Below are 14,466 nucleotides of genomic sequence, written 5' to 3' on the forward strand. Positions count from 1 at the left end.
ATTATTCAGGCCAGTTTGCGCAAGAAGCCGCAGATCAGATTGATGAAATTCTGCCGGGACAGTTCCGCTGCCGCCAGCGTCTGTGCGTGAGATAATTTCACATCACCCAGACCTTCCGCCAAATTCGTGATGGCTGCCACCGCAACGACTTTCAGACCGCAGTGGCGCGCAGAGATAACTTCCGGCACCACCGACATCCCCACCACGTCACCACCGATAATTTGCATCATGCGGATTTCTGCCGCGGTTTCAAAGTTCGGTCCCGGATAAGAGACAAAAACCCCTTCACTCAGTGGGAACCCTTCCTCAGCGGCAACGGTTTGCAGGACCGCGCGGTAGTCAGCATCATAGGCATTCGCCAGTGAAAAGAATCGCTCACCAAAACGCTCATCGTTTGGCCCTACCATCGGCGTACCCGGCATCGTATTGATGTGATCGCTAAGCGCAACGAGACTACCTGGTCCGACTTCGGGACGCAAAGAACCTGCGGCATTCGTGCAAAACAGCAGCTCACAGCCCAGCAGCTTCAGCGTACGAATGGCATCCGTCATCACCGTCATGCCCCGCCCTTCATAGAAATGTCCACGTCCTTTCATACAGGCCACCGGTACGCCTGACAGATTTCCCAGCACCAGTTCACCGGCATGACCGTGTACGGTACTCACCGGGAAACCCGGTAGTTTCTCGTAAGAGATGGCCACCGCATCCTCAATTTGATCCGCCAGCGCGCCCAGACCAGAACCAAGGATAAACGCTACACGCGGCGTGAAATCCGGTTTGTAACCACGAATAATATCGGCGCTGTACCATGGGTTTTGCGAGAAAAGAGAGTGGCTCATAAGATGTCCTTAACACTGAGTAATCGAAAATGACGTAGCGTACAGCACAGTTATAGCGAGACTACGCAATCGATTACCAATACCGTTTATCCCGACAACCGATAGTAAATCGGTATCGATGAGGTGCGCTAAATCAGCCTGAAATCACATTATTTTCGAGCCAGAAATGGCACAGGAAAACAGATACATTAAGGTTTGGGATTTTTATGATTAAACTCCACTCGGCCGTATTATTGCTGAAGTTCTGTTCGCTGATGCCGATACTCATGTTTTATGACACGAGGGATCCGTATGACAACTATCAACGTTTCCACCCCAACTGTTCAAAGCAGTAGCGGCGGTGGAAAAGCATCAGCCGGGAATGATATCTCCGCACAGATTGCACAAATCACCCATAAGATAACCAAGCTAACCCAGCAGCTCAAAGATATCCCCAATAGCAGTGGCAGTGTTGAGCAGAAGCGCGAGCAGCAGGAGCTTATTCAGACTCAAATCAAGATGTTACAAGCACAGCTGGCTCAATTGTTGCGCCAGCAGGCCGAGGAGTCACAGCAAAAGCAAAGCGCCGATCAAAGAAAAGCTAGCGGCGTCAACAATGCTACCGACCCACATCGGGTCGATATTTATATCTGATACAAAGGATCGCTAGCACGACCGGCGGTTAATTCACTGGCCTGCATCCGCACCACGTCCCATAACGCCTGAGCCGCGGTCGATAAAGAACGATTTTTACGTCGCGCCAGCATCAGTTGCCGTTCAACCACCGGTGTCAGACGCTTCACCTGCAGATGACTGCCCTGCGGTAAAGGGAGCGCCAGCGCGGGGAGTACGCTAATACCAATTCCCGCCTCAACCATCGGGAACAGCGTGGCCGGGTGACCAATCTCCTGAACAATATTGGCATCAATGGAAAAGTGGGCCAGCGCCGCATCGATCAGCGGCCGACTGCCGGAAGCATAATCCTGTAGCACCAGACGCTCATGGTAGAGATCCTGCCAGTTTACCCATTCCCGCTGGGCTAAAGGATGGTCCTGCCGACACAGCAACAAGAAAGGTTCGGACAGCACGGCTTCACACTGCAAATCAGTCACGGCGCCGGGATCAATCACAATGCCAAAATCGACTTCTCCCTGGCGAATACTTTCCAGTACCCATTGCTGTGGCCGGTCGTGCAGCACAAAATCGATCGCCGGATAAAGCTGATTGCTCTGGGCAATACACTGGGGAATAAGGTGCGCCGAGATAGTCTGACTGGCAGCCACTCTGACCGTCCCGGTTAACTGCGTCCCTACCTGGCCTGCTTCACGCAAGGTGCTGTGCAGTTCGTCCAGAATGCGTTCCAGACGCGCCGCCAACTGATGGCCGGCTTCCGTCAGCACCACTTCCCGCGTCGTTCTGTCCAACAGGCGCACACCCGTCTGCGCTTCAAGCTCTTTAACGCTATGGCTGACCGCCGACTGGCTTAAGCCAATGATATCCCCCGCCCGGCTAAAACTTTTGGCCTGAGCGACGGTAACAAAGATACGCAGCTGACGCAGAGAGTAATTCATCTATTCGATTCATATATGGATGCAATAAATCAATTTTATTTCTCAAACGGAAAAACGCAAAATGTTACTACCGAATTTCAGGAGCTTTTATGAAACTTTTTCGTATCCTTGATCCGTTCACGATAACGCTGATTACGGTTGTTTTGCTGGCGTCCTTTTTCCCGGCCGAGGGTGGCTTTGTGCCTTTCTTTGAAGGCTTAACCACCGCCGCCATTGCCCTGCTGTTTTTTATGCACGGGGCGAAGCTCTCTCGTGAGGCCATTATTGCTGGCGGTAGCCACTGGCGTTTGCATCTGTGGGTGATGTGCAGCACGTTTGTTGTCTTCCCGGTTCTGGGCGTTCTTTTCGCCTGGTGGGCGCCGGTCAACGTTGACCCAATGCTCTACACCGGTTTCCTGTACCTGTGTATTTTGCCCGCCACGGTGCAGTCAGCCATCGCCTTTACGTCGCTGGCAGGCGGTAACGTTGCCGCCGCCGTATGTTCTGCTTCCGCCTCCAGCCTGTTGGGTATTTTTCTTTCGCCGCTTCTGGTCGGGCTGGTGATGAATATGCACGGCGCAGAAGGCAGTCTGGAGCAGGTAGGAAAAATCATGCTGCAGCTGCTGCTGCCGTTTGTGCTAGGTCACCTTTCGCGTCCGTGGATTGGAAACTGGGTAGCACGACATAAAAAATGGATCGCGAAAACGGATCAATCCTCTATTTTGCTGGTGGTGTACTCCGCCTTCAGTGAAGCCGTGGTTAACGGGATCTGGCATAAAGTGGGGGTGGGTTCATTGCTGTTTATCGTGGTGGTCAGCATCATCCTGCTGGCCGTCGTGATTGGTATAAACGTCTTTGTTGCGCGTAAATGCGGCTTCAACAAAGCCGATGAAATCACCATTGTGTTCTGCGGTTCGAAAAAGAGCCTGGCGAACGGGATCCCAATGGCAAATATTCTGTTCCCGACGTCGGTGATTGGGATGATGGTGCTGCCGTTGATGATCTTCCACCAGATACAGCTGATGGCGTGCGCCGTGCTGGCGCGTCGCTACAAGCAGCAGACGGATGCATTACAGGCGCAGCAGAAAAGCCGCGCCGCGAAGGCTTAAAGCGGGCGTTTCAGGGGCTGCACCAGTTGCGTCAGCCCCTCAGTTTTAATCAGCAGCGTGATTTGCATCAGTTCGCCGAGCTTGCCCGGCGGGAACTCATCCTTTCGGGCAAACCACAGCAGATACTCTTCCGGTACATCAATCAGCCGACGACCTTTATACTTGCCAAAGGGCATCACGGTATTGGCGATTTCAACCAGCTGCTCTTTTTCCATCTCAGGCACCCAGCAAGCGGATCATTTCAGCTTCATCGATCACGGCAATCCCAAGCTCCTGCGCTTTCGCCAGTTTCGAGCCCGCCGCTTCACCGGCAATCACCAGATCGGTTTTCTTCGATACGCTGCCCGCCACTTTTGCGCCCAGCTCGGTGAGTCGCGCTTTGGCGTCATCGCGTGACATCAGGCTCAGACTCCCGGTCAGCACCACCGTTTTACCCGCGAAGGGACTGTCGATTTCTTCAGCGTTGATGACCACTGGCGCTGGCCAGTTAATCCCCTGCGCCAGCAGTTGCACGATCACCTCGCGGTTGCTCTCTTCGGCAAAGAAATTAAATACGTGGGTCGCTACCACAATGCCGACATCCGGCACTTTTTGCAGCTCTTCAATAGAGGCTGCTTCCAGCGCCTCGAGGGTGCCGAAATGCGCCGCCAGACCTGCCGCCGTGGCTTCACCGACTTCGCGAATTCCCAGCGCGTAGAGGAAACGGGCAAACGTCGTTGCCTTCGCTTTTTCCAACGCATTCACCACGTTTTGTGCCGATTTCGGCCCCATACGATCAAGACCAGTCAGTTTACCTGCGGTCAGGGTGAAGAGATCCGCTGGGGTATGGACATACTCTTTTTCGACCAGTTGATCGATTATTTTGTCGCCCATACCGTCAACGTCGAGCGCGCGGCGGGAAACAAAGTGCTTCAGCGACTCCTTCCGCTGAGCCCCACAGATTAAACCACCGGTGCAGCGAGTGACCGCTTCGCCTTCGACACGTTCAACGTCAGAGTGACAAACCGGACAATGCTCTGGGAACACAATTTCGCGAGTATCTTCCGGGCGTTCGGAAAGCACGACGTTCACCACCTGCGGGATAACATCACCCGCGCGGCGGATAACGACTTTATCGCCGATACGCAAACCTAACCGCTCGATTTCGTCAGCGTTGTGCAGCGTTGCGTTACTGACGAGCACCCCGGCAACCTGGACCGGCTCAAGGCGGGCAACGGGCGTAATCGCCCCGGTACGTCCGACCTGAAACTCAACATCACGCACAAAGGTCATCTGCTCCTGCGCCGGGAACTTAAAGGCCACCGCCCAACGCGGTGCGCGGGCAACAAAGCCCAGTTGTTCCTGCAACGCCATAGAGTTGACTTTGACAACCACGCCATCGATATCAAATCCCAGCGTTGGTCGGTCTTCTTCAACTTTATGATAGTAAGCGAGTACTTCCTCCGGAGAGTCGCAAAGCATGACCCTGTCGCTTACCGGCAATCCCCACTCTTTAAATTGCAGCAGGCGGCCCAGGTGAGTATCAGGCAGCACGCCGCCTTCCAGCACACCCACGCCATAGCAGAAGAAAGTAAGCGGTCGCTTCGCTGTGATACGCGGATCAAGCTGACGCAATGACCCGGCCGCCGCGTTACGCGGGTTAGCAAAAACTTTGTTACCCGTGCGACGGGCCTCTGCGTTAATTTTTTCAAATCCGGCCTGCGGCAGGAACACTTCACCGCGCACTTCCAGACGCGTCGGAATGTTATCGCCACGCAGTTTTAACGGGATCGCGCGAATGGTGCGCACGTTAGAAGTAATGTCCTCACCCGTGGTGCCATCACCACGCGTTGCGGCACTAACCAGCACACCGTTTTCATACAGGATACTGACCGCCAGCCCGTCCAGCTTCAGCTCACAGCACCAGGTCAGTTTATCGGTACTCTTCAGCCTGTCCTGAACGCGCTTGTTGAAGGCCAGAAAACTCTCTTCATCAAATACGTTATCCAGCGACAGCATTGGCACTTCATGGCGAATCTGGCTAAACGCCGTTAACGGAGCGGCGCCAACGCGCTGGGTTGGCGAGTCGGGGGTAATAAGGTCCGGATGCTGTGCTTCCAGCTCGCGCAGTTCACGCAGCAGGCGATCGTACTCCGCATCAGGAATTTCCGGCGCGTCCATCACATGGTAGAGATACTCATGATGGCGAAGCGTGGTTCGCAGTTCTGTCAGTTGTTGTTCGATTGATTCCATATCGCACCATCAATGATAAAAAACCCCCGACAGGCGGGGGTTTAGCAAGGAGATGTCACGCCAGAGGAAAATCAGGCGTGAGATTCTTTAACTTCGCGGATGCGGTCCTGATACTCGCGCAGTTTCTGCGGCGTCATCATGCGACGTTGATCGTCGAGCACCACACCGCCCACTTCATCGGCAATGTGCTGTGCGGACTGCAGCATCAGCTTAAAGTTTTGCAGCTCGTCCCCGTAGGACGGAACCTGCATAAAAATGGTCACGCCAGGAGTGCTGAAGTCGCCCGTCATTTCTGGGTCAAACGTTCCCGGGTTAACCATATTGGCAAGGCTAAACAGCGACGGACCGCTGCCATCCGGGCTCAAATGGCGATGGAAAATATTCATATCACCAAATTTGAAACCGGCCTGCTGAATGCTGTTGAGCAGCACTTCACCGTTGAGCTCGCTACCGTGATGCGCAGCAACGTTCATAATGATGACCGCTTCTTTACGCTGCGGTTTTTCAGCAACAGGCGCTTCTTCTACTACTGGCTCAGGCTGCGGTTGATGTTCAACGACAGGCTCAGCTGGCTGGAAGGTCTGCGGCGCAGGTTGCGGGGCTTGCTGCACGGGTTGCTGAACCTGCGGCGCAGCGGGTTGATGCTGCATCGGCTGTTGCGCAGGTTGCTGCTGAACAGGCTGATGTTGCACCGGCTGCTGCGGTTGTACAGGCTGCGGCGGCTGCTGAACATGCGGCGGCGGTACCGGCGCTTGTGCAGGCTGCTGCGCGGATTGACGCGGCTGAGCAGACGCATAAGGCGGCTGGTACTGGTGTTGCGGCGACTGAGGAGGAACCCCATGTTCCTGCGCATTACCGGGAGCATGATTCACACGATGAACGCGAACTTCGCCCACGCCTTCGTCTTCCTCGACGTTGTCGTCGAACGAATCCTCGTCTTCACGTTTAGACTTCATGCGTTTCAGTGGGCGATCGCGGAATATAGAAGACCGCTCTTTACGGCTAGTCCAAAAACCATGTACCAGTAAAGCGATTATGGCGATCGCGCCAACAATGATTAATATCAGACGCAAATCCTGCATCATTATATTCTCTGTTGTTCTAACACCTTGCCACCACGGCAAACATTTACTCACTAAGAGTATTTGTCGATTACGCCAAGTGCAAGTGTACTCTTGGCTTTCACAGCATAAAGATGAACAAAATTGTGCTTTTTGCTGTTTTTTCGAACATTTCCGAACAGCTTAACGCTCAACAACCCGGTAAGATACGCAAAGTTTACCAGAGCTTATATAACAAGGAGTATGTCCTGACCATGGTTTCATCATCTGCAGTTGTACCTCGCAGCGGCCTATATTACTTTTCTCAGGGATGGAAGCTCATCACTCAACCGGGTATTCGTCGGTTTGTTATCCTGCCTTTACTGGTGAATATCCTGCTGATGGGCGGCGCATTCTGGTGGTTATTTACACAACTCGATAGCTGGATCCCCGCGCTGATGAGCCACGTCCCTGACTGGCTTCAGTGGCTCAGCTATTTACTGTGGCCGATTGTGACTGTCTCCGTGCTGTTGGTATTCGGCTATCTGTTCTCGACTATTGCTAACTGGATTGCCGCACCGTTTAACGGTCTGCTGGCGGAACAGCTGGAAGCACGCTTAACGGGCGCCACGCCGCCTGACACCGGCGTTCTCGGCATCATGAAAGACGTTCCGCGCATTATGAAACGCGAATGGCAAAAGCTTGCGTGGTATCTCCCGCGCGCCTTCGTGTTGCTGATCCTCTATTTTATTCCAGGCATTGGGCAGACCGTTGCCCCAGTGCTGTGGTTCCTGTTCAGCGCGTGGATGCTGGCCATTCAGTACTGCGATTATCCGTTTGATAACCATAAGGTGCCTTTTAAAGAGATGCGCGTCGCGCTGCGCACACGCAAGGTAACCAATATGCAATTTGGCGCGTTAACCAGTCTGTTCACCATGATTCCGGTGCTCAACCTGTTCATCATGCCGGTCGCGGTTTGTGGCGCCACGGCGATGTGGGTAGACTGCTATCGTGCTAAGCACGCGTTATGGAAGTAATGCAAAAATGTGTAAAAGTGGGCTGGCTTATGCCCGCTCTTATTCCATACTGCTACGCATTATTTCTCATCAGCATATAGATATGCGAATTCCTTACTTCCCCATACTTTCTCAACAGGTATGCTGAAGCGGTATCCCAATTTCATACAGTTAAGGACAGGCCATGAGTAAGATTTTTGAAGATAACTCGCTGACTATCGGTCATACGCCGCTGGTTCGACTGAACCGTATCGGTAACGGACGCATTCTGGCGAAGGTGGAATCACGCAACCCGAGCTTCAGCGTCAAATGCCGTATCGGTGCCAATATGATTTGGGATGCCGAAAAACGTGGTGTGCTGAAACCGGGCGTTGAGCTGGTAGAACCGACCAGCGGTAACACCGGTATTGCACTGGCTTACGTCGCCGCCGCTCGCGGTTACAAACTGACGCTGACCATGCCGGAAACCATGAGCATTGAGCGCCGCAAGCTCTTAAAAGCGCTGGGCGCGAACCTGGTACTGACCGAAGGCGCAAAAGGCATGAAGGGCGCAATCCAGAAAGCGGAAGAAATCGTCGCCAGCGATCCGGAAAAATTCTTGTTGCTGCAGCAGTTCAGCAATCCGGCGAACCCGGAAATCCATGAAAAAACCACCGGCCCGGAAATCTGGGAAGATACCGATGGCCAGGTTGATGTCTTTATTTCCGGCGTAGGTACCGGCGGTACGTTGACTGGCGTGACCCGTTACATTAAAGGCACCAAAGGTAAAACCGACCTGATCACCGTTGCGGTAGAACCTACCGACTCCCCTGTTATCGCCCAGGCCCTGGCGGGTGAAGAACTTAAACCAGGCCCGCATAAAATTCAGGGCATCGGCGCAGGCTTCATTCCTGGTAACCTTGATCTGAAGCTTATCGATAAAGTCGTTGCCATCACCAATGATGAAGCGATTTCTACTGCACGTCGCCTGATGGAAGAAGAAGGTATTCTGGCGGGGATCTCTTCCGGCGCAGCGGTTGCTGCCGCGCTTAAGCTCCAGGAAGATGAAACCTTTACCAATAAGAATATTGTGGTTATCCTACCGTCATCGGGTGAGCGTTATCTGAGCACTGCACTGTTTGCCGATCTCTTCACAGAGAAAGAACTGCAACAGTAATGCCAGCATGTTAAAAACGCGTAAAAAAGCACCCTTTTGGGTGCTTTTTTGTGGCCTGCTTCAAAGTTTCACCTCTCCTGGCATTGATTCAACCCGCCGGAACTGGTATTTAACCAAACTAATTATTTTGATGCGCGAAATTAATCGTTACAGGAAAAGCGCTAGCTGAATCGATTTTATGATTTGGTTCAACTCTTCCTTTCGCGGCATAATGTTTAATGACGAACGAAACGTCAGCGGCAAGAAGTTGCCAGCAACGGATTGCACCGAACTCCTTTTGTGTCGCGTCCAGTTTACGCCGATGCTAACAATACAGGCTAAAGTTGAGCCGCCAGGCTAGACTTTAGTTCCACAACACTAAACCTATAAGTTGGGGAAATATAATGTTCCAGCAAGAAGTTACCATTACCGCTCCGAACGGTCTGCATACTCGCCCTGCTGCTCAGTTTGTTAAAGAAGCAAAAGGCTTTTCTTCTGAAATTACTGTGACTTCCAACGGCAAAAGCGCTAGCGCCAAAAGCCTGTTTAAACTGCAGACTCTGGGCCTGACTCAGGGTACCGTTGTCACCCTGTCCGCAGAAGGTGAAGACGAGCAGAAAGCAGTTGAGCATCTGGTTAAACTGATGGCTGAACTCGAGTAAGTTCAACGAGTTCTTTTAAATATCAGTCACAAGTAAGGTAGGGTTATGATTTCAGGCATTTTAGCATCCCCGGGTATCGCTTTCGGTAAAGCATTGCTGCTGAAAGAAGACGAGATCGTCATTGACCGGAAAAAAATTTCTGCCGACAAGGTTGATCAGGAAGTTGAACGTTTTCTGAGCGGTCGTGCCAAGGCATCTGCGCAACTGGAAGCGATCAAAACTAAAGCTGGTGAAACGTTCGGTGAAGAAAAAGAAGCCATCTTTGAAGGGCATATTATGCTGCTCGAAGATGAGGAGCTGGAGCAGGAAATCATAGCCCTGATTAAAGATAAGCACATGACGGCTGATGCAGCTGCGCATGAAGTTATCGAAGGTCAGGCCACAGCCCTGGAAGAGCTGGATGATGAATACCTGAAAGAACGTGCGGCTGACGTACGTGATATCGGTAAACGCCTGCTGCGTAATATCCTGGGTCTGGCAATTATCGACCTGAGCGCGATTCAGGACGAAGTTATCCTGGTAGCCGCTGACCTGACCCCGTCAGAAACCGCACAGCTGAACCTGAACAAGGTGCTGGGTTTCATTACTGACGCGGGCGGACGTACCTCCCATACCTCTATCATGGCGCGTTCTCTGGAACTGCCTGCCATCGTAGGTACGGGTAGCGTCACCTCTCAGGTGAAAAACGACGACTATCTGATTCTGGATGCCGTAAACAACCAGGTTTACGTCAATCCGACCAACGACGTTATTGAGCAACTGCGTGCCGTTCAGGAGCAGGTTGCTACCGAGAAAGCGGAACTCGCTAAGCTGAAAGATCTGCCGGCTATCACGCTGGACGGACATCAGGTTGAAGTTTGCGCCAACATCGGTACCGTTCGTGACGTTGAAGGCGCTGAGCGTAACGGCGCTGAAGGTGTGGGTCTGTACCGCACCGAATTCCTGTTCATGGACCGTGAATCGCTGCCAACTGAAGAAGAACAGTTTGCTGCGTATAAAGCCGTCGCTGAAGCCTGTGGCTCTCAGGCGGTCATCGTCCGTACCATGGACATCGGCGGCGATAAAGAGCTGCCGTACATGAACTTCCCGAAAGAAGAGAACCCGTTCCTGGGCTGGCGTGCTGTGCGTATCGCCATGGATCGTAAAGAGATCCTGCGTGACCAGGTTCGCGCTATTCTGCGCGCCTCTGCTTTCGGCAAACTGCGCATCATGTTCCCAATGATCATCTCTGTTGAAGAAGTGCGTGCACTGCGCAAAGAGATCGAAATCTACAAACAGGAACTGCGCGACGAAGGTAAAGCATTTGACGAAAGCATTGAGATTGGCGTGATGGTGGAAACACCGGCAGCGGCAACAATTGCGCGTCATTTAGCCAAAGAAGTTGATTTCTTTAGTATCGGCACCAATGATTTAACGCAGTACACCCTGGCAGTTGACCGTGGTAATGATATGATTTCACACCTTTACCAACCGATGTCACCATCTGTACTGACGCTGATCAAGCAAGTTATTGATGCTTCTCATGCGGAAGGCAAATGGACTGGCATGTGTGGTGAGCTTGCAGGCGACGAACGTGCTACACTTCTGTTGCTGGGGATGGGTCTGGACGAATTCTCTATGAGCGCCATTTCTATCCCGCGCATTAAGAAGATTATCCGTAACACGAACTTCGAAGATGCGAAGGTGTTAGCAGAGCAGGCTCTTGCTCAACCGACAACGGACGAGTTAATGACGCTGGTTAACAAGTTCATTGAAGAAAAAACAATCTGCTAATCCACGAGATGCGGCCCAATTTACTGCTTAGGAGAAGATCATGGGTTTGTTCGATAAACTGAAATCTCTGGTTTCTGATGATAAGAAAGACACCGGAACTATTGAGATTGTTGCTCCGCTCTCTGGCGAGATCGTCAACATCGAAGACGTGCCGGATGTAGTTTTTGCTGAAAAAATCGTTGGTGATGGCATCGCTATCAAACCAACCGGTAACAAAATGGTCGCCCCTGTTGATGGCACCATCGGCAAAATCTTTGAAACCAACCACGCTTTCTCTATCGAATCCGACAGCGGCATTGAGCTGTTTGTTCACTTCGGTATTGATACCGTTGAACTGAAAGGCGAAGGCTTTAAACGCATCGCTGAAGAAGGTCAACGCGTGAAAGTGGGCGACCCGGTTATTGAATTCGATCTGCCGCTGCTGGAAGAAAAAGCCAAGTCTACCCTGACTCCGGTTGTTATCTCCAACATGGACGAAATCAAAGAGCTGATCAAACTGTCCGGTAGCGTGACGGTGGGTGAAACTCCGGTTATCCGCATCAAGAAGTAATTCTTGTTGTAGAGAAGAATGGCGCCTGATGGCGCCATTCTTTTATATATATATACCCCGATAACGATTTTTATTTTTTATAGGTCTGAAAAGCGTTAAATTTGTGAGATGACCGGTCGGTAACACGCTTCGCGCATCAGGATTTTCATTCCCTCCGGCCCGCTTTCCAACATCCGTCGTTCCGAATCCGCCACTAACAGTTCACAATCGTAGCCACCCTTAATACCAAACATCGCCCGCGCCACGCAGATATCTTCCAGCGCTGCAGCCCCGCTGGTGTCAAAATGTCCAACCATACGCCCATTCTGGCGAACCACCAGCCGGTAACTTTTCATCGCGCCTCCCCTGCCGGTGGCAGAATTAATTCATCACAACCGCACAGGTTGGTCCACGTCATCACGTCCAGCACCCGCTGTGCGGCGTCGTGCGTCGCGGTCGTCAGCGCTTTACCCAACACAATACCGCTCACCAGCTCAGCACAGAACAAATCGCCAGTCCCCTTCAGATCCGTTTTCACCCGCGGGTGGGCCAGCACCTCAACCGTTTCAGCCGTCACCACCGCAACGTTAATAATCTCTTCGCTATCCCCCGGCGCGCTGGTAATCACCACCCATTTCAGCGTGTCGGTGAGCAGCGATTGTGCCGCCGCGATAGCTTCATCAAGCGTACGACACGGTTTTCCGCTCAGCATTTGTAGCTCAAACACGTTCGGCGTCAGCCCCTGAGCCAGCGGCAACAGGTGCTTGCGATAAGCTTGCGGAATTTCAGCTTTCACATACATGCCGCTGTCCGTATCGCCAATAACCGGATCGACCAAAATGCACAGTGCCGGATGCGTAGCCCGCACCGTTTCCAGCCACTGCGCCAGCAAGGCGATTTGCTCCGCGCTCCCCATATAGCCCGTGGTCACCGCCTTTAGCTCGCGTAAAGCATCACGCTCATTTAAGGCGCGGAGATAACCGCTAAACCAGTCGGGCGGAATAACGCCGCCGTAAAAGGTTTCATAATGCGGGGTATTACTGAACAGCACCGTAGGGACTGCCGTCACGCGTAATCCCTGCGCCTTAATGGCCGGAACAGCGATGCTGTTGCCTACGCTGCCATACACCACCTGTGACTGGACGGCGACGATATCGGTCTGTAACGCCCGATGCTTGTCGTCGAAGAGTACCGACTGAATATCACTCCCCTGCTCCATAAATTTCTCCTCTCGCTGGACAGCGGGCTTACGCCTCACTATTATCGTCATATGCTAAAATTCATTTTGTCATAGGTCAATAATGATCGACGGAAAAACCGCTAGCGAGATTTTTGACAGTATTCGTCAACATGTCGCTACAGGCACGCTGGCAGCGGGCGAAACGTTACCGCCAGTACGTGAACTGGCAACGGCATTAAACGTCAACCGCAATACTGTCGCAGCGGCTTATAAACGCCTGGTCACCTCCGGGTTGGCACAAAGTCTGGGACGCAATGGCACGGTGATCAAAGAAATTTCTGCCCCCGTTGCGCTGGAAGGCGGTGATCCGGATACCCCGCTTATCGATCTTTCCGGCGGTAATCCTGCGCCCTCGCGTCTTCCCGATCTGAGTAGTTATTTCGCGAAGATAAATAAGAATCCGCGGTTGTATGGTGATGCTGCCGTCTCGCCAGGACTTAAAGCATGGGCCGCGCAGTGGATGCAGGATGTAATGCCTTGCAAGGGTGAAATTGATATCACCAGTGGCGCCATTGATGCCATTGAGCGGCTGCTGTGTGCCCATTTACTGCCTGGCGACAGCGTTGCCGTAGAAGATCCGTGCTTTTTGAGTAGCATAAACATGCTGCGCTATGCCGGTTTCTCCGCCAGTCCGGTCAGCGTTGACCGCGAAGGCATGCAGCCAGACATGCTGGAAACCGCGCTTCAGAAAGGCGCGCGGGCGGTGATTCTGACGCCGCGCGCGCACAACCCCACAGGATGCAGTCTGAGCGCATCCCGCGCGGTGCAATTGCAGGAAATCCTGGCTCGCTATCCGCAAACGCTGGTGATTGTCGACGACCACTTTGCGCTGCTGTCCGCTTGCCGCTGGTATCCGGTGATAGCTAAGGAAACCACACACTGGGCGGTTGTCCGCTCGATGTCAAAAACGTTAGGCCCGGATTTACGCCTGGCCATTGTGACCAGCGATCCGCTCACTTCCGGAAAACTGCGTTTACGGCTCAACTCCGGCAGTCAGTGGGTCAGCCATCTGCTCCAGGATTTAGCCTGCGCCTGCCTGAGTGACGAGACGTATCAATATACGCTGGCGCAAACTCAGCAGTTTTACGCTGCCCAGCAACAAAAACTGGCAGCGGCTCTGCGCCAACATGGCATTGATCTGCCCGCCGGTGACGGGCTGAATCTATGGCTACCGCTGGAAAATAACAGCCAGGCGACCGCTTTTGCGTTGGCAAAATCTGGCTGGCTGGTACGTGAAGGCGAAGTGTTTGGCGTCAATACGCCTGCGCACGGCCTGCGCATTACGCTGTCAACCTTAACTGACAGCGACATTAACAAGCTGGCGGCTGATATTCATCAGGCGCTAAAGCGCTAACAGGAGAG

General features: G+C 52.8%; 15 protein-coding genes. 8 read left to right on the forward strand and 7 right to left on the reverse strand.

Annotation, left to right across the window (positions count from 1 at the left end; translation table 11 throughout):
* Positions 1–5: 5 nt before the first annotated feature.
* Entirely contained in the window at positions 6–839 is an 834-nt protein-coding gene (xapA, locus tag OGV94_RS02655) for a xanthosine phosphorylase (RefSeq protein ID WP_043017119.1), read from the reverse strand.
* Positions 840–1,130: 291 nt separating this feature from the next.
* On the opposite strand from xapA, the gene OGV94_RS02660 reads away from it, so the two are divergent.
* Positions 1,131–1,472 carry a FlxA-like family protein gene (locus tag OGV94_RS02660; RefSeq protein ID WP_087050899.1) on the forward strand — a complete coding sequence of 114 codons (342 nt, stop codon included), beginning with the start codon at positions 1,131–1,133 and terminating at the stop codon, positions 1,470–1,472.
* Here the strand turns inward: OGV94_RS02660 and OGV94_RS02665 are convergent.
* On the reverse strand, positions 1,463–2,389 hold the full coding sequence (locus OGV94_RS02665) for a LysR family transcriptional regulator (protein ID WP_043017121.1): 927 nt from the start codon (positions 2,387–2,389) through the stop codon (positions 1,463–1,465). The genes OGV94_RS02660 and OGV94_RS02665 overlap by 10 nt on opposite strands.
* A gap of 89 nt (positions 2,390–2,478) precedes the next feature.
* Between OGV94_RS02665 and OGV94_RS02670 the strand changes: the two genes are divergently transcribed.
* Positions 2,479–3,477: a bile acid:sodium symporter family protein gene (locus tag OGV94_RS02670; protein WP_047409665.1), complete on the forward strand. Its 999-nt coding sequence runs from the start codon at positions 2,479–2,481 to the stop codon at positions 3,475–3,477.
* On the opposite strand, the gene OGV94_RS02675 is transcribed toward OGV94_RS02670, so the two are convergent.
* From OGV94_RS02675 to zipA, 3 genes are all read right to left on the reverse strand, one after another.
* Positions 3,474–3,692 (reverse strand): DUF3820 family protein, encoded by a 219-nt coding sequence (locus tag OGV94_RS02675; RefSeq protein WP_003038102.1) that lies wholly within the window; start codon positions 3,690–3,692, stop codon positions 3,474–3,476. The two genes, OGV94_RS02670 and OGV94_RS02675, sit on opposite strands and share 4 nt — an antisense overlap.
* A 1-nt stretch (position 3,693) precedes the next feature.
* Entirely contained in the window at positions 3,694–5,709 is a 2,016-nt protein-coding gene (ligA, locus tag OGV94_RS02680; RefSeq protein WP_087050901.1) for an NAD-dependent DNA ligase LigA, read from the reverse strand.
* 71 nt (positions 5,710–5,780) lie between these two features.
* Positions 5,781–6,794 carry a cell division protein ZipA gene (zipA, locus tag OGV94_RS02685; protein WP_043017124.1) on the reverse strand — a complete coding sequence of 338 codons (1,014 nt, stop codon included), beginning with the start codon at positions 6,792–6,794 and terminating at the stop codon, positions 5,781–5,783.
* A 230-nt stretch (positions 6,795–7,024) separates the two neighbouring features.
* Between zipA and cysZ the strand changes: the two genes are divergently transcribed.
* From cysZ to crr, 5 genes are all read left to right on the forward strand, one after another.
* Entirely contained in the window at positions 7,025–7,786 is a 762-nt protein-coding gene (cysZ, locus tag OGV94_RS02690; RefSeq protein ID WP_087052468.1) for a sulfate transporter CysZ, read from the forward strand.
* A gap of 163 nt (positions 7,787–7,949) precedes the next feature.
* A complete protein-coding gene (gene cysK / locus OGV94_RS02695) occupies positions 7,950–8,921 on the forward strand; it encodes a cysteine synthase A (RefSeq protein ID WP_003038091.1) in 972 nt (323 codons plus the stop codon).
* A 383-nt stretch (positions 8,922–9,304) separates the two neighbouring features.
* The gene (gene ptsH / locus OGV94_RS02700) at positions 9,305–9,562 is read left to right on the forward strand and encodes a phosphocarrier protein Hpr (RefSeq protein ID WP_043017126.1); all 258 of its coding nucleotides are present in this window, start codon (positions 9,305–9,307) and stop codon (positions 9,560–9,562) included.
* Between the two features lie 45 nt (positions 9,563–9,607).
* Positions 9,608–11,335 carry a phosphoenolpyruvate-protein phosphotransferase PtsI gene (ptsI, locus tag OGV94_RS02705; RefSeq protein WP_008785405.1) on the forward strand — a complete coding sequence of 576 codons (1,728 nt, stop codon included), beginning with the start codon at positions 9,608–9,610 and terminating at the stop codon, positions 11,333–11,335.
* Positions 11,336–11,375: 40 nt separating this feature from the next.
* The gene (gene crr / locus OGV94_RS02710) at positions 11,376–11,885 is read left to right on the forward strand and encodes a PTS glucose transporter subunit IIA (protein ID WP_000522253.1); all 510 of its coding nucleotides are present in this window, start codon (positions 11,376–11,378) and stop codon (positions 11,883–11,885) included.
* 95 nt (positions 11,886–11,980) lie between these two features.
* On the opposite strand, the gene OGV94_RS02715 is transcribed toward crr, so the two are convergent.
* Positions 11,981–12,220 carry a cytoplasmic protein gene (locus tag OGV94_RS02715; protein WP_213732802.1) on the reverse strand — a complete coding sequence of 80 codons (240 nt, stop codon included), beginning with the start codon at positions 12,218–12,220 and terminating at the stop codon, positions 11,981–11,983.
* Entirely contained in the window at positions 12,217–13,083 is an 867-nt protein-coding gene (pdxK, locus tag OGV94_RS02720; RefSeq protein ID WP_047409657.1) for a pyridoxine/pyridoxal/pyridoxamine kinase, read from the reverse strand. The genes OGV94_RS02715 and pdxK overlap by 4 nt, the downstream gene beginning before the upstream one ends.
* A gap of 82 nt (positions 13,084–13,165) precedes the next feature.
* On the opposite strand from pdxK, the gene ptsJ reads away from it, so the two are divergent.
* Positions 13,166–14,458, forward strand: coding sequence for a MocR-like B6 salvage transcription factor PtsJ (gene ptsJ, locus OGV94_RS02725; RefSeq protein WP_087050903.1), 1,293 nt, complete (start codon positions 13,166–13,168; stop codon positions 14,456–14,458).
* Positions 14,459–14,466 lie beyond the last annotated feature (8 nt).

It is taken from the genome of Citrobacter sp. Ce006, assembly GCF_030336535.1.
GTDB lineage: Bacteria > Pseudomonadota > Gammaproteobacteria > Enterobacterales > Enterobacteriaceae > Citrobacter > Citrobacter europaeus.

Coding starts and splice junctions, on each gene's coding strand:
- xapA (WP_043017119.1), bottom strand. CDS start 839: ATGAGCCACTCTCTTTTCTCGCAAAACCCATGGTACAGCGCCGATATT.
- OGV94_RS02660 (WP_087050899.1), top strand. CDS start 1,131: ATGACAACTATCAACGTTTCCACCCCAACTGTTCAAAGCAGTAGCGGC.
- OGV94_RS02665 (WP_043017121.1), bottom strand. CDS start 2,389: ATGAATTACTCTCTGCGTCAGCTGCGTATCTTTGTTACCGTCGCTCAG.
- OGV94_RS02670 (WP_047409665.1), top strand. CDS start 2,479: ATGAAACTTTTTCGTATCCTTGATCCGTTCACGATAACGCTGATTACG.
- OGV94_RS02675 (WP_003038102.1), bottom strand. CDS start 3,692: ATGGAAAAAGAGCAGCTGGTTGAAATCGCCAATACCGTGATGCCCTTT.
- ligA (WP_087050901.1), bottom strand. CDS start 5,709: ATGGAATCAATCGAACAACAACTGACAGAACTGCGAACCACGCTTCGC.
- zipA (WP_043017124.1), bottom strand. CDS start 6,794: ATGATGCAGGATTTGCGTCTGATATTAATCATTGTTGGCGCGATCGCC.
- cysZ (WP_087052468.1), top strand. CDS start 7,025: ATGGTTTCATCATCTGCAGTTGTACCTCGCAGCGGCCTATATTACTTT.
- cysK (WP_003038091.1), top strand. CDS start 7,950: ATGAGTAAGATTTTTGAAGATAACTCGCTGACTATCGGTCATACGCCG.
- ptsH (WP_043017126.1), top strand. CDS start 9,305: ATGTTCCAGCAAGAAGTTACCATTACCGCTCCGAACGGTCTGCATACT.
- ptsI (WP_008785405.1), top strand. CDS start 9,608: ATGATTTCAGGCATTTTAGCATCCCCGGGTATCGCTTTCGGTAAAGCA.
- crr (WP_000522253.1), top strand. CDS start 11,376: ATGGGTTTGTTCGATAAACTGAAATCTCTGGTTTCTGATGATAAGAAA.
- OGV94_RS02715 (WP_213732802.1), bottom strand. CDS start 12,220: ATGAAAAGTTACCGGCTGGTGGTTCGCCAGAATGGGCGTATGGTTGGA.
- pdxK (WP_047409657.1), bottom strand. CDS start 13,083: ATGGAGCAGGGGAGTGATATTCAGTCGGTACTCTTCGACGACAAGCAT.
- ptsJ (WP_087050903.1), top strand. CDS start 13,166: ATGATCGACGGAAAAACCGCTAGCGAGATTTTTGACAGTATTCGTCAA.